The organism is Erwinia sp. 2186 (assembly GCF_057812255.1).
The window spans coordinates 3894099-3913122 of sequence record NZ_CM173824.1; the positions used below are offsets into that span (position 1 = coordinate 3894099).

Genomic DNA, 19024 nt, shown 5'->3' on the forward strand with positions numbered 1-19024 from the left:
GGCAGAGCAAGGGTGGGCTGCTACCATTGCTGCACTTCCTTTATTATTGTCGAAAATAGCGACAACTGCGGACAAAATTGATGGCAATTACAATTAAAACCCCTGAAGAAATCGAAAAAATGCGCGTGGCGGGCCGCCTGGCTGCTGAAGTGCTGGAAATGATTGAAGAACACGTGAAGCCGGGCATCAGCACCGGTGAACTGGATCGCATTTGTAACGATTACATCGTCAATACGCAGAAAGCGGTCTCAGCCAGCCTGGGCTATCACGGCTTCCCAAAATCTGTCTGTATCTCGATTAATGAAGTGGTTTGCCACGGCATCCCTAGCGACGAGCGCATTCTGAAAGATGGCGATATCGTCAATATCGACGTCACGGTGATCAAAGATGAGTATCACGGCGACACCTCAAAGATGTTTATCGCCGGCAAACCAACCATCCAGGGTGAGCGCCTGTGCCGCATCACTCAGGAGAGCCTGTATCTGGCGCTGCGGATGGTAAAACCGGGCATTCGCCTGCGGACCATTGGCCGTGAAATCCAGAAGTTTGTCGAAGCTCAGGACTTCTCCGTGGTGCGCGAATATTGCGGTCACGGCATCGGTAAAGGCTTCCATGAAGAGCCACAGGTACTGCATTACGATGCGGATGACGGCGGCGTGGTGCTTCAGGCCGGTATGGCGTTTACCATCGAACCGATGGTTAATGCCGGTGATTACCGCATTCGCAGCATGAAAGATGGCTGGACGGTAAAAACCAAAGATCGCAGCCTGTCGGCGCAGTACGAGCACACCATCGTGGTGACGGAAAACGGCTGTGAAATTATGACACTGCGCAAAGATGACACCATTCCCGCCATCCTGACGCACGACGAGTAACCGCTCGTTAAATAAAAAAACCGGCTGAGGCCGGTTTTTTTTGATCTCAGGCTGGTGCTGGCGCTATTGTCAGTGTTGATTTTTCCTATTCTGACTCGCAGAGCATTTAGCAGGAGCACTGGCGTGACCAAAACCCTCAAGGATTACAAGAAGTCTGGCTCCCCTGCCCACTGGGCTGATGCGGAGTTGACCCGCGAATCCCTCAAACAACACCTTGAGCAATTTCATCAGCTGCTGGCCATCGAGTTTGATGCTGGCGCAGAGGTGGAAGCGCTGATTGACGCACGCACACTGTTTATTGACCGCCTGTTGCGACGCCTGTGGCGCTTTTATGGCTTCCCGGAAAAGGACGGCATCGCGTTAGTGGCAGTCGGTGGCTATGGTCGTGGTGAACTGCACCCGCTTTCCGATATTGATGTGTTGATCCTCAGCCGCCTGCCGCTCTCCGAACAGGATGCCCAACGCACCAGCGAATTACTGACGCTGATGTGGGATTTGAAGCTGGAAGTCGGCCACAGCGTGCGCACGCTGGAAGAGTGTCTGCTGGAAGGTCTGTCCGATCTGACGGTGGCCACTAACCTGATTGAGTCCCGCATGTTGACTGGCGACGTGGCGCTGTTCCTCGAGCTGCAAAAGAACGTCTTCAGCGATGGCTTCTGGCCGTCTGACCGCTTCTTTGCCGCCAAAATTGAGGAGCAGCAGGAGCGCCACCTGCGCTATCACGGCACCAGCTATAACCTCGAACCCGACATCAAAAGCAGCCCCGGTGGCCTGCGCGACATTCATACCCTGCTGTGGGTGGCCCGCCGCCATTTCGGCGCCACCTCGCTGGATGAGATGGTCGGTTTTGGCTTCCTGACCGACGTGGAGCGTAATGAGCTTAACGAGTGCCAGACGTTCCTGTGGCGCATCCGTTTTGCCCTGCATCTGACGCTGCCGCGCTACGACAACCGCCTGTTGTTCGATCGTCAGCTGACCGTGGCTCAACGCCTGAATTATCAGGGCGAGGTGAATGAGCCGGTCGAACGGATGATGAAGGATTTTTACCGCGTCACCCGCCGCATCAGCGAGCTCAACCATATGCTGTTGCAGCTGTTTGATGAGGCGATTCTGGCGCTGGGCACCGATGAAAAACCCCGCGCCATTGACCATGAGTTCCAGGTCCGTGGATCGCTGATCGATTTGATTGATGAAACGCTGTTCGCCCGCGAGCCGGAAGCAATCATGCGGATGTTCTACGTCATGGTGCGTACGCAAAGTATCACCGGCATCTATTCAACGACGCTGCGCCAGCTCAGGCATGCGCGTCGCCATTTGAAGGAGCCGCTGTGTAACATTCCGGAAGCGCGTCAGCTGTTCCTTGCCATCCTGCGTCATCCGGGAGCCGTCAGCCGGGCGCTGGTGCCGATGCATCGCCACAGCGTGCTGTGGGCGTATATGCCGCAGTGGGCCAACATTGTCGGACAGATGCAATTCGATCTGTTCCATGCCTATACCGTTGATGAACACACCATTCGCGTGCTGCAAAAGCTGGAAAGTTTCGCCAGTGAAGCCACGCGTCCTCGTCATCCGCTGTGTGTTGAGATTTGGCCGCGCCTGCCACAGGTTGAACTGCTGCTGATGGCCGCGCTGTTCCACGATATTGCGAAAGGACGTGGCGGCGATCACTCCATTCTCGGGGCGCAGGATGCGCTGGAATTTGCCGAACTCCACGGGCTTAATTCCCGTGAAACCCAGCTGGTCGCCTGGCTGGTTCGCCATCATCTGCTGATGTCCGTCACCGCTCAGCGTCGGGATATTCAGGATCCGACCGAGATCCAGCAATTTGCCGAAGTGATGCAGAATGAGAATCGCCTGCGTTACCTGGCTTGCCTGACCGTTGCCGATATTTGCGCCACTAACGAAAACCTGTGGAACAGCTGGAAACAGAGCCTGCTGCGCGAACTGTTTTTCGCCACCGAGAAACAGCTGCGTCGGGGTATGGAGAACAGCCCTGACCTGCGTGAACGGGTACGTCATCACCGGTTGCAGGCGCTGGCGCTGCTGCGGATGGACAATATCGATGAGCAGGCGTTAAACCATATCTGGGGACGCTGCCGTGCCGACTATTTCCTGCGTCACACGCCAAACCAGCTGGCGTGGCACGCGCGCCATCTGATGAATCACGATCTGACCAAACCGCTGGTGCTGGTCAGCCCGCAGGCAACCCGAGGCGGCACGGAGATCTTTATCTGGAGTCCGGATCGCCCATACCTGTTTGCCACGGTAGCCGGAGAACTGGACCGACGGAACCTCAGCGTGCATGACGCGCAGATCTTCACCAGCCGTGATGGCATGGCGATGGACACCTTTATCGTTCTGGAACCGGATGGCAGTCCGCTGGCTGCCGATCGCCATGAAATGATCCGCCAGGCGCTGGAGCAATCCATCAGTCAGACCAGCTGGCAGTCACCGCGTCCGCGCCGCCAGTCATCCCGGCTCAAGCATTTCAGTGTCGATACTGAAGCCAAATTTTTACCGACCCATACCGATCGCCGAACCTATATGGAACTGATCGCGCTGGATCAACCTGGGCTGCTTGCCAGAGTGGGTGAAGTGTTCGCCGATCTCGGTGTTTCGCTGCACGGCGCACGCATCAGCACCATTGGCGAACGCGTCGAGGATTTGTTTATTCTGGCGAACAGCGAACGTCGTGCCCTGAGTCCGGAATTGCGTGAAGTGTTGCAACAACGGTTGACAGAGGCCCTTAATCCAAACGATAAAGTGTGACCCAGATTTAATTTTTAACACGCCTTGTGGGGCAGAGTGAGCGGATTCGGCCAGCCGAAAACCGCGCAACCTTCCCGCACCTGGAACACGATTTGACACAGGAAATCTGAATTAATGCAACAATTACAGAATGTTATTGAGAGCGCTTTCGAGCGTCGCGCTGAGATCACCCCCGCTAACGCCGACACCGTCACCCGCGAAGCGGTCAGCCAGGTTATCGCCCTGCTGGACAGCGGTGCCTTGCGTGTCGCAGAAAAGATCGACGGTCAGTGGGTGACGCATCAGTGGCTGAAGAAAGCCGTGCTGCTCTCGTTCCGCATCAATGACAATCAGGTGATTGACGGTGCAGAAAGCCGTTTCTACGACAAAGTTCCGATGAAGTTTGCTGACTACGATGAAGCGCGCTTCAAGAAAGAAGGTTTCCGCGTTGTGCCACCCGCCGCCGTGCGTCAGGGTGCCTATATCGCCCGTAACACCGTGCTGATGCCGTCTTACGTCAATATCGGTGCGTATGTTGATGAAGGCTCAATGGTGGATACCTGGGCGACCGTGGGTTCTTGTGCGCAGATTGGTAAAAACGTTCACCTGTCTGGCGGCGTGGGCATCGGTGGCGTACTAGAGCCACTGCAGGCTAACCCAACCATCATCGAAGATAACTGCTTTATCGGCGCACGCTCAGAAGTGGTTGAAGGCGTGATCGTTGAAGAAGGCGCGGTGATCTCCATGGGCGTGTACCTCGGCCAGAGCACCAAAATCTACGATCGCGAAACCGGCGAAGTGACCTATGGCCGCGTGCCAGCAGGTTCTGTTGTGGTTTCAGGTAACCTGCCTTCGAAAGACGGCAGCTACAGCCTGTACTGTGCGGTTATCGTGAAGAAAGTGGACGCGAAAACCCGCGCGAAAGTCGGCATCAACGAGCTGCTGCGCACTATCGACTAACGTCATCCGGGCCACCTTCAGTGGCCCGTAATCTTTTCTTTACACTTCCCCCAGCAACTACCTGTTTCGCGCATCGAAATAACTGATGCTATTGCGCAACAACTGAGCGATAATCCGCGCCGTTAAGCGCACAGACGCTCCCCCATCGCCTCCAGATTTCACAGTTTTCACCTTGAGTACGGGATGAGCGAGCTCAGCAAAGACATCGCGACCAGGCACTGCCACCGCAGCGTACATGCAGTACGCAAGCACAGGCATGCAGGGTTAACGCAGGATTTGTAACGCGCAGCCGAATCGACAATCTCCCGCAAAGGAACACGACATTATGTATGACAATCTGAAAGGTCTGGGCATCTCTTCTCCTGACGACATCGACCGTTACAGCCTGCGTCAGGAAGCCAGTAACGACATCCTGAAAATCTATTTCCGTAAGGATAAAGGCGAGTTCTTTGCCAAGAGCGTGAAGTTTAAATACCCACGTCAGCGCAAAACCGTGGTGGCCGATAACGCCAGCCAGGGTTATAAAGAAATTCAGGAAATCAGCCCGAACCTGCGTTATGTGATTGATGAGCTGGACCAGATTTGCCAGCGCGACCAGGTTGAAGTGGATCTGAAACGTAAAATTCTGGAAGACCTGCGCCATCTGGAGCACGTGGTTTCCAACAAAATCAGCGAGATCGAATCCGATCTGGAAAAGCTGACCCGCAGCGGCCGTTAATTCCCGGCAATCTGCAACAGAAAGGCGGAGATCACTCCGCCTTTTTTTATGCCTGAAATACTCCCTTCCGCAGTATCCCTACGCGTCACGTCGCAACGTCTTTCGCTGAATCCTTCCCTGCCCTTCCCTCACTCAAGGCTGTTCATCAAGCTGCAGCGCAACATACAACAGCAAGCGGTCGTCAAAATTACTCAGGTTAAGCCCGGTCAGCTCAGAGATGCGGTTCAGACGGTATTCCAGCGTATTACGGTGGATATACAACGCTTTAGCCGTCGCCGACGGCTGGACGTTATTGCTGAACCAGGAAATCAGCGTTCTTCGCAGCAATCCGTTGTTGTCCATCGACTTGAGTTTCGCCAGCGGCAAAGATAGCTCATTGGCCTGCCAGCCTCCACGCAGGCTGTCGAGCAGTACCGGTAACACCAGGTCCTGATAGAAATAGCTGCGTTGCTCGGGCATCCGCTGCTTGCCCACCACCATGGTGGTATGCGCGGTACGGTACGAACGGGCGATACTGCCCGGCCCGGTGAAGAAATTCCCTAAGGCGATACGCATCCGCAGATGGCCACTTTCGGTCATGCGTGACTGTAGCAGCTCCACCCGCTTGCGGTGATCGTCGGCGTCATAGCGGCCATGGGCGTTAAACGCCGGTTTGAGCACTACCATTTCGGTCAGGGAAACTATGGCAATCAGATTGTCCCTTTCGGGCGTGGTCAGCAGCGTTTGCAGCTGCTGCAGTTCCGACATTGCGCTGTCTACGCCCAGCTGGCCACTGTCCACTTCAACGACCGCCACAACCCGGGGTTGGTTAAGGTCGATGCGAAGACGCTGCGCCCATTCCACCAGCGCGGGCGACAGCGTGTCGCTGCGGATCAGGTTCAGCACCAGCTCTTCTCGCAGACGGCTGTCCTGCGCCAGCATATGCAGCAGGCGGGCCTGTTCCAGCATCATTTCCGCGGTCATGCAGACCAGCTCGCCATAATGCCTTAAGGTTTCTGGCGCGCCGGTGAGACCGATGACGCCAACAATATCGCCGTCGATGCGCATCGGCAGATTGATGCCGGGCCGAACGCCGTGCAGATGTTTCGCCACGCCTTCGTCGATATCCACCACGCGCGCCTGCGATAACGCCAGCAGCGCGCCTTCGTGCATTTCACCAATACGTTCGCGGTCACCGCTGCCGATGATCCGGCCACGCGCATCCATCACATTGACATTGCTGTCAATAATTTGCATGGTGCGGGCGACAATGTCCTGTGCCAGGCGGGCATCGAGATGATAGGTAGCCATTCACTGCTCCTGAAAAGCGTTATTCAGTCAGCATACCTGTGCAATACCGACGGTACATTGTGCATCTGCACTAAGCGGCGTTTGGTCTGTGAAAATTGCGGGGAGCATCACAAAGAGAAGGGGTTAACGCGGGCATAAAGCGGTGCCGGCGATGGTCGCCGACACCTGAGGGTTTACTGCATCAGCAGGTAGATTGTGCTGTCACCACGCTGAATATTCAGCGCCAGTACTGAAGGTTTGGTATCGAGGATCTTGCGCAGTTCGCCAAGATTCGCAATCGCCTGTTGGTTAACGCCGAGGATCACATCGTCCTTCTTCAGACCAATGCGTGCAGCGGCAGAGCCGGCCTTCACGTTATCGACCTTAACGCCTTTGGTGCCCTTCTCGTCAAAGTTGCTCAGATCGGCGCCTTCAATGCCGGTGTAGATCGTTGCCGATTCCACTTTGGTCTGAGTACTTTGCTGAAGCTCAACGTTCACCGTCACCGGCTTACCGTCACGGATCAAGCCCAGCGACATTTTGGTGCCCACCGGCAGCGATCCAATCTGCGCACGCAGTGCGGAGAAGCTGGAGATCTGCTTACCGTTGATCGACGTCACCACGTCACCCGCCTTCACGCCCGCTTTAGAAGCGGAAGAGTTCGGCAGAACCTGGCTGACAAACGCCCCACGCTGGGCATCGACATTCATCGCCTTCGCCAGCTCGGAGTTCAGCTCGGTACCCATGATGCCCAGCTCGCCGCGTTTCACCTGGCCATATTCAACCATCTGCGCGGTCAGGTTTTTCACCATGGTACTTGGGATAGCGAAGCCAATGCCGATGTTGCCGCCGTCCGGTGCGAGGATCGCGGTATTGATACCGATCAGTTCACCGTTAAGGTTGACCAGCGCGCCGCCGGAGTTACCCCGGTTGATTGCGGCATCGGTCTGAATAAAGTTTTCGTAGTTTTCAACGTTCAGGCCGCTGCGTCCTAATGCAGAAACGATCCCGGAGGTGACCGTTTCACCCAGTCCATACGGGTTACCGATCGCCACGGTGTAGTCGCCCACACGCAGATCGTCAGAATCAGCAATCTTAATGGCCGTCAGGTTTTTGGCATCTTTTAGCTGGATTAACGCAATATCTGAACTTGGATCTTTGCCGATGACTTTCGCATCATATTTGCGGCCGTCGCTCAGCTGAACCTGGATTTTGGTAGCATTGTTGACCACATGATTATTGGTCACGACATAGCCTTTCGCGGCATCAATCACCACTCCCGAGCCCAGCGCACGGAATTTCTCCTGCTGGGTTCCGGCTCCGCCCTGATCCTGGCCCTGGTCTTGTCCCTGGCCCTGCGCACCGCCGCCCTGACACATCGGAGAGCTCTGGAATGGCGAGCCGTCCTGACAGAATGGCGAGTTATCACCGAAGAACTGCTGGAACTGTTGTGGCATACGCGGCGTTTTCACCGTGGTACTGCCTTCAACATTGATGCTCACAACGGAGGGCATCACTTTTTCGAGCATCGGAGCCAGGCTTGGCAGCTGCTGGCTGGAGGAAGAAGCGGTTTCGGCTGCGGAAGCAACCAGCGGGGTCATCGCCATTCCCAGGCTCAGAGCCAACGCGCTTGCTAAAAGTGTTTTTTTCATGCGTCTGTTTCTCTAGTGTCCAATTATGCAACCATTGCTGTGGTCGTGATGATGAGATTCACGTTTTAACGCTAAGTTCATGAAAAAGTTTCAGCCAAAGGTAAATATTTATTCTCTGGCTTTACAATTCAACCGGGCGTAAACGTTATTCCACCGCCATCAGGCGGCGATACTCATCCCATGCATATAAATCCGTCATTCCACTGACGTAATCCTGCAGCATTCTCGCCCGGTAATAATATTCCCAGATAGCGATATCGCCCGCGCGATTATCCAGACGACCCACGGCCTCACTATATGCCAGACGAAAGCGCGTCGACAATTTATGGAAAAGGCGTGTCTCAATCGGATAGCCTTTTAAGTAATCTTTTTCGATCAGTTCGGCAAATTCGTCCTGACTCAGCATCAGTAAAGGGTGATAAATATCCAACAGCCCTTTGATCACACGATAGCCTTGCAGCTCGAGCTGTTCAACGTCAGGATGGTTAAACACATGACGAAAGGCAACTTTTTTGAAAATTTCCAGTAACTGACTCTGGGCATTCCCATCTTCCAGCAGTGCGCCATTGAATTTCCCGTCAAAGACTTCCGGCAAATTATCAATAAAGCGGCTGGCCGCATGTGGCACCAGGCGGGAAACCGTATTCACCCGCAAATACATAAAGAACTGATCTTCACTGCTGCGGCTGGTTTGGGAACTTCTGGATTTATCCAGCGCGTTGGTTACCACTAAATTGAATAAATCATTCGGCTTATGGCTCGGCCATAATGCATATAAGTGCTCGTAAAGTTGCTCAACGCTGAAAATGTTTTTTTCTACCGCATCCTCAAGATCGGCCACGCAATAAGAGATATCGTCCGCGGCTTCCATGATATAGGTCAATGGAAAGCGACAGTGCGGTTGAAGATCCAGTTCTTTGCGTAATCTGGCGACGTATTCTGCTTCCGCCAGATAATATCCCGGTTTTTTCATCAGATAATCGTGGCCTGGCGGAATTTTTCCTCTGTGCCACGCCGGACGGGTATATTTCAAAATACAGCCCACCTGTGCCCAGGTCAGGTTCATTCTTAACAGCGAATGCACCATGCGGATCGCCTGCGCATTCCCCTCAAACTGGGATAAATCTTGACGAATCTTTGCACGAAGATCGTTAAAGCCATCGGTTTGATAGCGCAGGACTTCCGGCTCACAACGGTCTGCGCGATCGTCTGGCGGGAGAAAATCGTTATCCATCCGCTGACGGAACCAGTCATTGATCGCCGATTCACCAAAATGGCCGAAAGGCGGATTGCCGATATCGTGCATCAGGCAGGCCATTTCAACGATGCTTTCAAACGGGCCGGTTAGCTGATCCAGGCCGTAATTTTCCAACTGCCCTGACTCCTTCAGACGGGTCAGGATCTCTTTGGCGATATAGCGTCCAACCTGTTGCACTTCAAGGGAGTGAGTCAACCTTGAGCGAACGGCGGCATTGCGTTCAAGTGGGAAAACCTGGGTCTTCTGCTGCAAGCGGCGGATAGCCGCCGAATTGATAATGCGCCCGCGGTCGCTCTCAAAAATACGCAGAATCTCATGCTCGTCTTTCATCCCCTGCATCGGGCGATAACGGCGCTGATAATTGATCTTTTTTCTGAAGTCGATTTCGGTCATGCCTGCTTCCCGTTGTCCGGCACCAGATTCAAGCCTGGTACGCGTGATGCCTTTCATCCTGCCATGATAGACTATGCGCCGAAACCACAGATTAATTCCACAACATTAGCGAGTATCCCTATGAAAGCAGGCATTATTGGTGCAATGGAGCAGGAAGTGACTCTGCTGCGCGACAAGATTGAAAACCGTCAAACGCTGACGCTGGCAGGCTGCGAAATTTATACCGGGACGCTCAATGGCGTTGAGGTTGCGCTGCTGAAATCGGGCATCGGTAAAGTCTCTGCCGCGCTCGGAACGACCTTGCTGCTGCAACTCTGCAAACCCGATTTTATTATCAACACCGGCTCTGCGGGTGGGCTGGCGCCTTCACTGAAAGTGGGCGACATCGTGGTGTCGGATGAAGTGCGTTATCACGATGCGGATGTGACTGCTTTTGGCTATGCGCCAGGTCAGATGGCGGGTTGCCCGGCGGCCTTCACTGCGGATGCAAAACTGATCGAAGCGGCTGAAGCCTGTATTAAACAACTCGGCCTGCACGCGGTTCGTGGTCTGGTGGTCAGTGGTGATGCGTTCATTAATGGTGCTGAACCGCTGGCGCGCATTCGCTCTACCTTCCCAGATGCTATCGGTGTCGAAATGGAAGCCACGGCGATTGCCCATGTCTGCCATCAGTTCGACGTGCCGTTTGTAGTGGTTCGTGCCATTTCCGACGTGGCCGATCAAGAATCGCACCTGAGCTTTGATGAATTCCTGGTGGTCGCGGCAAAACAATCCTCTCTGATGGTAGAAACCCTGCTGACCAATTTGTCACGTGGCTAAGCGTTTCTTCGCCTGTCTGCTGCTGCTGGCCTGTTTTGCCACAGCAGCGGCATCGCCCCGGGTGGTCACCCTGGCCCCCAACCTGACAGAACTGGCGTTCGCTGCCGGGATTACCCCAGTTGGCGTCAGCGCCTGGTCCGATTATCCGCCTGCCGCGACGCACATTGAGCAAGTGGCAAACTGGCAGGGCATTAATACCGAACGCATTCTGGCCCTCAAGCCTGATGTGGTGCTGGCCTGGCGCAGCGGCAACCCCAGCCGTCAGGTGGATCAACTCAGCGCCTTTGGCGTCAAAGTCGTGTGGATTGACGCCACCCGCGTTTCTGAAGTAATAGCCAACCTGCGGCAGCTTAAGAACTGGAGCCCCGATCCGGCGAAGGCCAATGCGGCCGCGGATAGTCTGCTTCATCAGCAGCAAACCCTGAGCCGTCGCTATGCCGGCCTGCCAAAGAAGAAGGTGTTTTTACAGTTTGGTCAGCATCCTCTGTTCACCGCCTCGGGCAGAACGGTACAGAATGAGATTTTGCAGCTGTGTGGTGGGGAGAATATCTTTGCTGACAGTCGGGTGGCCTGGCCGCAGGTGAGCCGCGAGCAGGTACTGATGCGTAAACCCGACGTCATTGTGACGGGAGGAGAGGCAACGCCCGCAGAAGTCGAAAACTTCTGGCGTCCGCAATTAACGGTACCGGTGATTATTGTTAATGATGACTGGTTCAGTCGCCCCGGACCCCGTATTATGCTGGCAGCTCAACAATTGTGCAGCCAACTGCATCCAGAGCAAAAACCCTGAAACCTTAAAAACCGCATCAAAGCCGGTTAAAGTTTCAACAAAATTTGTCGTTAATCAAATAACGAGGCGGCGAAATATTTTATTCTCGCTGCCCAATTTTTAGGCGAAAGCCCTGATTTTTCTTCACCAGGAAAGAACATACAATGAAAGCCGTTTATCTGGCCCTTGGCCTTATGATGGCTGGTCATGCCTGTGCTGCGTCCATAACGGGCAGCATTGGGGTCAAACTGACCATTTACTCGCAATGTCACATTGACGGGCAAAGCACGACACCAGCAAACTCACCCTCAGTAAACTGCGGCCAGCAGCTATCGGCCCAGCCAAAAGTGACTGAAACGGTACTCTCTGCAAAGAGTCGGGATCGGGAAGCGTCGAAGTTGATTACGGTAGAATGGTAGGAACCCCGGCTTAAGCCGCCGGGGCAACATCATCAGATGCTGAACGAAGAACCACAGCCGCAGGTGGTTTTCGCGTTCGGGTTGGTCACAATAAACCGGGAGCCTTCAAGGCCTTCGGTATAATCGACTGCGCCGCCAACCAGATACTGCAGGCTCATCGGGTCTACAACCAGCGACACGCCCGCTTTCTCAATGGTCATATCGCCATCGTTGATCTTATCATCGAAGGTAAAGCCGTACTGGAAACCGCTGCAGCCACCACCGGTGATATACACACGCAGTTTCAGATCCGGGTTCTCTTCGTCTGAAATCAGATTTTTGACTTTACTGGCCGCTGCTTCAGTAAACTGCAGGGGCAGAGCTATATCGTCACTCATTTAATACTCCAGTATGCATTCAGGCGGTTGCCTGCCAGGTCATAAATCGACCATCTATCGCATCATTATCTTATACACAAGTATAGCAATCAAGTATCCGCCGTTTTCACTGCCGCCTGCGTGGCACTCTGTGCTGCCACTTTGTCATCATCTTTCTGCTGCTGTTTTGCCAGTGTGCGCGCCAGAAGTGAGGAATAGAGCGGTTTGCCGCCAAGAAACTGTGCCAGTAAGGTTGCCCCTAAACAGGTAATAATCATCGGCAGAATAAGCTGATAATTGTCGGTCATTTCCAAAACCAGCACGATCCCGGTCAACGGCGCCCTCACCGAAGCGGCGAAAAGCGCCCCCATTCCGGCAATGGCAAACGTACCGGCCTGCAGATGATAGGCCGGAAACAGAGAGGCGCTGGCCATGCCATACGCCGTGCCGAGCAGCGTGCCCAGCGCCAGCATCGGGGCAAAAATACCGCCCGGCGCGCCGGAGCCGAAACAAAGCAGCGTGGTGACTACGCGGGTGATAAAGATAAACAGCAGCATGCCGACGGTATAATTTCCGGCTGCGGCAATCGGGATCAGGTTAAAGCCCCCGCCCGCCGCTTCTGGCTCAATCACGCCCAACACGCCACAGATACCGCCCAGCACGCCGCCGATAATCAGGACTTTGCGCATGTTGCCGCCATGCAGGCGCTGAAACATATCCTGGGTGCGGAAAATCAGCGTGTTAAACAGCACGCCGACCACACCGAACAGCATTCCCAGCAGCAGATAGAGCCAGAGCGTATTCACCGGTGCATTCGCCAGTTTGCCGACTTCAATTACCGCGCCTTCACCGTTGAAGATGCGGAAAACAATGCTCGACATGATGACGCCAATAAAAACGGCCTTGATCGAGATAACGCTGTAGCGAAACTGCAGCCGCATCTCTTCGATAATAAACAGGATGCCGGCCAGTGGCGCGTTGAACGCGGCGGACAGTCCGGCAGCCGCGCCCGTGGCCAGTAACGAGTGGCGGGCTTCGGTGCTTTTCATGCGGAAAATATCCAGCACCATGCGGCCGATATTCCCGCCCAGCTGAACGGTCGGCCCTTCCCGCCCCAGCACCATGCCCGCACCCAGCGCGCCCATGCCGCCGACAAACTTCACCGGGATCACGCGCCACCAGCGAACCGGACGTAACTCTTCCAGCGCGCCTTCAATTTCCGGGATGCCAGAACCTGAGGCTTCCGGCGCAAAGCGCCTGACCAGGTAGTAACCCACCATCGCCAGCAGCGCAGAGAGAATGAACGCTAACGGGAACACCAGCACCCAGTGCTTCTCCACCGTGGCCAGCATCGACAGGCGTTGGCTGACCACCGCGTTGACGGCCTTTTCGAACGCCACCCCGACCAGGCCCGCCAGGGTGCCAACAATACCCGCCACAATCAACACCGCAGCGGGTGTTTTATCCTTGCGCAGCAGCAGGCGTAAAAAGTCGCCGCGCCGCGCCGCGCCGGTACGGTGTTCAACTGCTCAGTAGATGACGTCGTCTCGTTCATATCCTGTTCATTGTTCAGTAAAGGCAGGCCAATATCTTACTCCGCTGCGTGGCGATGTCCCGGGGAAAATTCCTCTCTAATCGTGTCAAAAGCGCGACTTGCCTTTTATCCGCCCCCCATGTTCCCTTAGAATGGTCGGGTTTTTCTTAATGCATCCTCAGGAGCGGAACCATGAGTAAGTCTGAAAATCTGTATGCTCAGGCGCAGCAACTAATTCCCGGTGGCGTGAATTCCCCGGTGCGCGCGTTTAGCGGCGTTGGCGGCGTACCGCTCTTTATTGAACGCGCTGACGGCGCTTACTTATATGATGCCGATGGCAAAGAGTACGTCGATTACGTCGGCTCCTGGGGCCCGATGGTGCTGGGTCATAACCATCCTGCCATCCGTGATGCGGTGATTGAAGCGGCCCAACGCGGCCTGAGCTTCGGTGCGCCGACCGAGATGGAAGTGAAGATGGCGAAGCTGGTCACCGACCTGGTGCCCACCATGGACATGGTGCGTATGGTGAACTCAGGGACTGAAGCGACCATGAGCGCGATCCGTCTGGCGCGTGGCTTCACTCACCGTGACAAGATCATCAAGTTCGAAGGCTGCTATCACGGCCATGCTGACTGCCTGCTGGTAAAAGCCGGTTCAGGTGCGTTAACCCTGGGCCAGCCGAATTCTCCGGGCGTGCCTGCGGATTTCGCCAAGCATACGCTGACCTGTACCTACAACGATCTGGATTCGGTGCGCGCGGCCTTTGAGCAATACCCGCACGAAATCGCCTGTATCATCGTTGAGCCGGTTGCCGGCAACATGAACTGCATTCCACCGCATGCTGACTTCCTGCCAGGCCTGCGTGCGCTGTGCGACGAATTTGGTGCGCTGTTTATTATTGATGAAGTGATGACCGGCTTCCGTGTGGCGCTGGCTGGCGCTCAGGCGCATTACGGCGTGAAGCCCGATCTGACCTGCCTCGGAAAAATTATCGGTGGCGGCATGCCGGTAGGCGCCTTTGGTGGCCGCCGTGACGTGATGGAAGCGCTGGCGCCGACTGGCCCGGTGTATCAGGCGGGAACGCTGTCCGGCAACCCGATTGCCATGGCGGCGGGTTTTGCCTGCCTGAGCGAAATTGCCAAGCCTGGCAGCCACGACAAGCTGACCGCGCTGACCACGCAACTGGCGGACGGCCTGCTGGCGGCAGCGAAAGAGACCGGGATCCCGCTGGTGATGAACCACGTTGGCGGCATGTTCGGTCTGTTCTTCACGTCGGCGAAAGAAGTGACCAGCTACCAGGACGTGACTGAGTGTGACGTCGAGCGCTTCAAGAAGTTCTTCCATCTGATGCTGGAAGAAGGCGTATATCTGGCACCGTCGGCCTTCGAAGCGGGCTTTATGTCTCTGGCGCACAGCCAGCAGGATATCGAGCGCACGGTAGATGCGGCACGCCGGTGCTTCGCTAAACTGGCCTGATCGCCATCGCGCTGACCAACGTGCTTCCGCCCAGCGGATAGCACGTTGCCCATAAAAAAACGCCAGACGATGACTCGTCTGGCGTTTTTTTTAGCGGCGGGTTTTTGCCCTCACACCTTACGCAACAGATAAACAAAGTAAGGTGCGCCGATAAACGTCGCCAGCAGCCCTGCCGGGATCTGGTTCGGGAAGGCCACAATCCGACCACTCCAGTCCGCTATCGCCATTAACCCCCCGCCCATCAGCGCGGCCATGACCACCTGCGGCACCGCGCGGCGGAAGCCCAGCATTCTGACAATATGCGGCGCCATCAAACCGATAAAGCTCAGCGGACCAATGGTCAGCGTCGCCGCCGCGGTTAATCCGGCCGCCAACAGCAGCAGAGCAAAGCGCGAGGGTTTCAGCGCCACACCCAGCGCACGGGCGGTCTCTCCGCCCAGTGGTAGCAGCGTCAGCCAGCGGCGGCAGAGTGGCACTAGGGCCAACAGCACCACGGTGATTATCACCGTGCGCCACGCCTGCGCCGCATCAACGCTGTAGGTCGACCCGGAGATCCAGGTCATCAGGTTCGCCATGCGCGGATCGCCACTGGCTAACAGCATCAGCAGCAGCGTGGCAAAAGCGGTACTCAGCGCCATTCCCGCCAGCAGCATCCGCTCGGGCGAGAATCCGCCGCGTCCGCCAACCACCGTAATGATCAGCAGCGTCACCGCCGCACCCAGGCTTCCCGCCGGCAGAAGCCAGCCGAAGGCATCACCAGGCACCAGGAACAGCATTACCACCACGCCAAAAGCCGCGCCGGAACTGATCCCCAGAACTTCCGGACTGGCCATTGGGTTGCCGGTCAGACGCTGGACAATGCATCCCGCCACGCCCAGCATCATGCCTGTGGCGATGGCGGCGACCAGACGCGGCATTCTCCACGGCAGCAGCTGTTGCCAGAGATCGCCGGACACCCAGCTCCAGCCCTGAGCATCGCGACCGAAGCTTAACGCCACAATCGACAAAACCAGCAGCACGCCGCCGCCGATGGCCGCCCACAGCCAGACATTATTGCGCTCGGCCGGAACGCGGTCGCCATAACTGGTCGATGGCGGCGTCCCCGCAGTCTTCAGACGAGGCAGTAACCACAGCAACAGCGGCGCGCCAATCAGCGCAGTTGCGGTGCCGGTAGAGACTTCCTGCCAGTTATCGGTCAGCCAGATCACGATCTGATCGGCCAGCCATAGCAGCAACATGCCAATCAGCGGTGCCAGTAACAGCCGACTCAACAGGCGCCGGGCACCGAGCATTTTTGCCAACAGGGGCGCGAAAAGGCCAATAAAGCCGATGATCCCTGCGGCGTTGACCAGTTGTGCGCTCAGCACAATCGCCAGTGCCAGCACGCCAAGCCGGGCAGCCGATAAGGCCAGTCCCAGATTTTTGGCGACGCCGTCATCCAGTCCCATCAGCGCCATTGGGCGCAGCAGCAGCAGCAGCGAAAGCACAAAGCCCACCAGCAGCTTCGGCCAGATAAAGCTGACGCTGTGCCAGTCCATCTGATTCAGCGTGCCGGTACTCCACAGAAACATGCTTTGTAGCCGTTCGTGATTGAACAGCCCGAGGATCTGATTCACCGCGCCGCAATAGAGCGACATCACCAGCCCGGCAAGGATCAGCGTCACCGGCGAGAGGCGTTTGCCCCAGGCGATACCAAACACGATCAGTCCGACGGCAATCGCGCCGACCATCGCGGCGATCTGCTGGGTAAACAGGCCACCGGGCAGGTTCCAGAGGGTAACCACCGTCAGGCCCAGCTGTGCGCCGGTCGCCACGCCGAGCGTGGTGGGTTCGGCCAGTGGGTTGCGCAGCACCTGCTGGAACAGCAAACCGACCAGCCCCAACCCCGCGCCAACCAGCAGCGACAGCGTCAGCCGTGGCAGCAGGCTGAAGTGAAACACCATCTGATCCACGCGATCGGGATCCGCTGAATAGAACGCCTCGCGCCATTGCGCGACGGGTAAATGCTGGTTCAGGTTGTAAAAGGTCAGTCCGGCGGTCACCAGCAGCAAGGCGGTCAGCAGAAGGAATGGGAAACGCAGTGTGGTTTTCATGCGGTCACCAGTGCACTGCTCAACAGCCGGCTAAAGCGCATCGCAGACAGCGTGCCGCCGTAGAACCACACCTGAGGAACGCGGTGGAAACGATTTTTGCGCACGAAAGGCATCGACTGCCACAGCGGCGTCGACGTCACCTGCGCCATCATCAGATCCTCGCCATGATCGAAGCAGACCACGTCCACATCTTCAGCAATCGACGCCAGGCGTTCAATACCAATCACCGCACTGCCCCAGAAATTAGTTTCGCCTTGCCAGGCATTTTCCAGCCCCAGATCGCCCATTACCTGCAGGAACAAACTGCCTTTGCCAAACACCAACGTGTGGCGGGGATCCAGTACCGACATCAACAGCACCGGGCGTTTTGGCCGATGGGACAGCTGATTTCTCATCTGCGCGGTAAAGTCGTCATATTCCGCGAGGTGCTTCTGTGCCACAGGCACCCGATCTAACCGCCTGGCGAGCTGCATCAGCGACTCACGGGCGACGGTCAACGGCTTGCCGCGATCGTCACTGAAGGCAAACCCCATGCTTGGGGCAATCTTGTTGAGGGTGTCGACAGAAGGACCATAGCCAGAGGAGTAAAGCAGCAACGAGGGCTTCATCTGAATCATCAGTTCGATGTTCGGTTCGGTTCGCAGCCCGACATCCACCGTCGAAGCCGGCAGCGCAGGCTCACCCACCCAAAGACCGTAGTTGTAGAGTTCAGCGGCACCCATCGGCGGCACGCCGAGGGCCATCAGCAGCTCCGTCGGCCGCCACTCCAGCGAGATAATGCGCTGCGTGTCGACAGAGGCGGCAGCCTGCGTTCGCAAGGCTGGCAACAACGGGGAAAGTGCCATCGCCATCAGCAGGCGTCGGCGAATTAAGTCCGGCATGGAAACCCTTAGTAAACGAAGCTCACCGGCGCACCGCCGTTAGGGTGAGGCAGGATCCCCATCGGGATACCATAAATTTTGTTCAGCACATCGGCCTGCATAATCTCAATGGCATCGCCCTGGGCGATCACCCGACCACTGTGCAACGCCACCAGATGGTCGCAGTAACGAGCGGCAACATTGATATCGTGCAGGACGGCAATCACCGTCAGTCCGCGCTCACGGCTCAGACGTTGGATCAGCGCCAGCACCTCAATCTGATGGGCGATATCAAGCGCCGAGGTCGGCTCATCCAGCAACAGGCAGCGGCTGTTTTGTGCCACCAGCATCGCTATCCAGGCACGTTGACGCTCCCCGCCGGAGAGGCTGTCTACCAGGCGTTGAGCAAAAGGCTTAAGGCCAACCAGCGTAATCGCTTCCTCGACCCGCTCACGATCTTCTGCGCCATACCGGCCCAGCGCGCCGTGCCAGGGATAACGCCCCATCGACACCAGCTCGCGCACCGTCATACCTTCAGCCGGCGGAAGCTGCTGCGGCAAATAGGCCACCTCACGGGCGAACGCTTTACTTTGCCACTCTGAAATCGTTTTACCGTTCAGCAAAACCTGGCCTTCTGTGGCCGGATGGTGTCTGCCAAGCAGCTTTAACAGCGTCGATTTCCCGGAGCCGTTGTGGCCAATCAAGCCACAGACTTTTCCGGCAGGAAAGGTCAGTGACAGCGGCTGCAACAGCGTTCTGCCCGGGACGGTAAACGAGGCATGATCAAGCGAGAAGATTGTTTCTGTAGCGTGCGGATGAGACATA

15 protein-coding genes and 1 pseudogene are annotated in these 19024 nt (G+C 56.3%); 7 read left to right on the forward strand and 9 right to left on the reverse strand.

Annotated elements, in window-relative coordinates:
- Positions 1–80: 80 nt before the first annotated feature.
- The 4 genes from map (at position 81) to ACXKZG_RS18310 (ending at position 5301) form a co-directional block, all read left to right on the forward strand.
- A complete protein-coding gene (map, locus tag ACXKZG_RS18295; protein ID WP_013200843.1) occupies positions 81–875 on the forward strand; it encodes a type I methionyl aminopeptidase in 795 nt (264 codons plus the stop codon).
- Positions 876–998: 123 nt separating this feature from the next.
- Positions 999–3644 (forward strand): bifunctional uridylyltransferase/uridylyl-removing protein GlnD, encoded by a 2646-nt coding sequence (gene glnD / locus ACXKZG_RS18300; RefSeq protein WP_013200842.1) that lies wholly within the window; start codon positions 999–1001, stop codon positions 3642–3644.
- 114 nt (positions 3645–3758) lie between these two features.
- Positions 3759–4583 (forward strand): 2,3,4,5-tetrahydropyridine-2,6-dicarboxylate N-succinyltransferase, encoded by an 825-nt coding sequence (dapD, locus tag ACXKZG_RS18305; protein ID WP_013200841.1) that lies wholly within the window; start codon positions 3759–3761, stop codon positions 4581–4583.
- A 325-nt stretch (positions 4584–4908) separates the two neighbouring features.
- Positions 4909–5301, forward strand: coding sequence for a DUF3461 family protein (locus ACXKZG_RS18310; RefSeq protein ID WP_013200840.1), 393 nt, complete (start codon positions 4909–4911; stop codon positions 5299–5301).
- 132 nt (positions 5302–5433) lie between these two features.
- On the opposite strand, the gene ACXKZG_RS18315 is transcribed toward ACXKZG_RS18310, so the two are convergent.
- The 3 genes from ACXKZG_RS18315 to dgt form a co-directional block, all read right to left on the reverse strand.
- Positions 5434–6591, reverse strand: a complete 1158-nt coding sequence (locus ACXKZG_RS18315) for a CdaR family transcriptional regulator (RefSeq protein WP_013200839.1) — start codon at positions 6589–6591, stop codon at positions 5434–5436.
- Between the two features lie 173 nt (positions 6592–6764).
- Complete coding sequence (degP, locus tag ACXKZG_RS18320) at positions 6765–8222, reverse strand: serine endoprotease DegP (protein ID WP_013200838.1); 1458 nt, start codon at positions 8220–8222, stop codon at positions 6765–6767.
- Positions 8223–8367: 145 nt separating this feature from the next.
- Positions 8368–9873: a dGTPase gene (gene dgt / locus ACXKZG_RS18325; protein ID WP_053140755.1), complete on the reverse strand. Its 1506-nt coding sequence runs from the start codon at positions 9871–9873 to the stop codon at positions 8368–8370.
- 120 nt (positions 9874–9993) lie between these two features.
- Between dgt and mtnN the strand changes: the two genes are divergently transcribed.
- Complete coding sequence (gene mtnN, locus ACXKZG_RS18330) at positions 9994–10692, forward strand: 5'-methylthioadenosine/S-adenosylhomocysteine nucleosidase (RefSeq protein ID WP_013200836.1); 699 nt, start codon at positions 9994–9996, stop codon at positions 10690–10692.
- A complete protein-coding gene (gene btuF, locus ACXKZG_RS18335) occupies positions 10685–11482 on the forward strand; it encodes a vitamin B12 ABC transporter substrate-binding protein BtuF (protein ID WP_134823504.1) in 798 nt (265 codons plus the stop codon). The genes mtnN and btuF overlap by 8 nt, the downstream gene beginning before the upstream one ends.
- Before the next feature lie 50 nt (positions 11483–11532).
- Here btuF and ACXKZG_RS18340 read toward each other — a convergent pair whose 3' ends face one another.
- The 3 genes and pseudogenes from ACXKZG_RS18340 to clcA form a co-directional block, all read right to left on the reverse strand.
- Positions 11533–11745, reverse strand: a complete 213-nt coding sequence (locus tag ACXKZG_RS18340) for a hypothetical protein (RefSeq protein WP_157868005.1) — start codon at positions 11743–11745, stop codon at positions 11533–11535.
- Between the two features lie 167 nt (positions 11746–11912).
- Positions 11913–12257, reverse strand: coding sequence for an iron-sulfur cluster insertion protein ErpA (gene erpA, locus ACXKZG_RS18345; RefSeq protein ID WP_041691911.1), 345 nt, complete (start codon positions 12255–12257; stop codon positions 11913–11915).
- A gap of 89 nt (positions 12258–12346) precedes the next feature.
- Positions 12347–13741, reverse strand: a pseudogene (gene clcA / locus ACXKZG_RS18350) (H(+)/Cl(-) exchange transporter ClcA); the annotation flags it as partial.
- Between the two features lie 221 nt (positions 13742–13962).
- On the opposite strand from clcA, the gene hemL reads away from it, so the two are divergent.
- Positions 13963–15246 carry a glutamate-1-semialdehyde 2,1-aminomutase gene (gene hemL / locus ACXKZG_RS18355; RefSeq protein WP_013200832.1) on the forward strand — a complete coding sequence of 428 codons (1284 nt, stop codon included), beginning with the start codon at positions 13963–13965 and terminating at the stop codon, positions 15244–15246.
- A 110-nt stretch (positions 15247–15356) separates the two neighbouring features.
- Here the strand turns inward: hemL and fhuB are convergent, their stop codons facing one another.
- The 3 genes from fhuB to fhuC are packed head-to-tail and all read right to left on the reverse strand — an operon-like array spanning position 15357 to position 19023.
- On the reverse strand, positions 15357–17339 hold the full coding sequence (gene fhuB, locus ACXKZG_RS18360; protein WP_488875244.1) for a Fe(3+)-hydroxamate ABC transporter permease FhuB: 1983 nt from the start codon (positions 17337–17339) through the stop codon (positions 15357–15359).
- The gene (fhuD, locus tag ACXKZG_RS18365; RefSeq protein ID WP_134823501.1) at positions 17336–18220 is read right to left on the reverse strand and encodes a Fe(3+)-hydroxamate ABC transporter substrate-binding protein FhuD; all 885 of its coding nucleotides are present in this window, start codon (positions 18218–18220) and stop codon (positions 17336–17338) included. The genes fhuB and fhuD overlap by 4 nt, the downstream gene beginning before the upstream one ends.
- An 8-nt stretch (positions 18221–18228) precedes the next feature.
- A complete protein-coding gene (gene fhuC / locus ACXKZG_RS18370; RefSeq protein ID WP_053140150.1) occupies positions 18229–19023 on the reverse strand; it encodes a Fe3+-hydroxamate ABC transporter ATP-binding protein FhuC in 795 nt (264 codons plus the stop codon).
- Position 19024 lies beyond the last annotated feature (1 nt).

Bases quoted from the DNA above. Each gene is read 5' to 3' on its own strand.
- ACXKZG_RS18310 (WP_013200840.1), top strand. From the start codon at position 4,909: ATGTATGACAATCTGAAAGGTCTGGGCATCTCTTCTCCTGACGACATC.
- dgt (WP_053140755.1), bottom strand. From the start codon at position 9,873: ATGACCGAAATCGACTTCAGAAAAAAGATCAATTATCAGCGCCGTTAT.
- fhuD (WP_134823501.1), bottom strand. From the start codon at position 18,220: ATGCCGGACTTAATTCGCCGACGCCTGCTGATGGCGATGGCACTTTCC.
- ACXKZG_RS18315 (WP_013200839.1), bottom strand. From the start codon at position 6,591: ATGGCTACCTATCATCTCGATGCCCGCCTGGCACAGGACATTGTCGCC.
- fhuC (WP_053140150.1), bottom strand. From the start codon at position 19,023: ATGTCTCATCCGCACGCTACAGAAACAATCTTCTCGCTTGATCATGCC.
- erpA (WP_041691911.1), bottom strand. From the start codon at position 12,257: ATGAGTGACGATATAGCTCTGCCCCTGCAGTTTACTGAAGCAGCGGCC.
- fhuB (WP_488875244.1), bottom strand. From the start codon at position 17,339: ATGAAAACCACACTGCGTTTCCCATTCCTTCTGCTGACCGCCTTGCTG.
- hemL (WP_013200832.1), top strand. From the start codon at position 13,963: ATGAGTAAGTCTGAAAATCTGTATGCTCAGGCGCAGCAACTAATTCCC.
- mtnN (WP_013200836.1), top strand. From the start codon at position 9,994: ATGAAAGCAGGCATTATTGGTGCAATGGAGCAGGAAGTGACTCTGCTG.
- map (WP_013200843.1), top strand. From the start codon at position 81: ATGGCAATTACAATTAAAACCCCTGAAGAAATCGAAAAAATGCGCGTG.
- dapD (WP_013200841.1), top strand. From the start codon at position 3,759: ATGCAACAATTACAGAATGTTATTGAGAGCGCTTTCGAGCGTCGCGCT.
- degP (WP_013200838.1), bottom strand. From the start codon at position 8,222: ATGAAAAAAACACTTTTAGCAAGCGCGTTGGCTCTGAGCCTGGGAATG.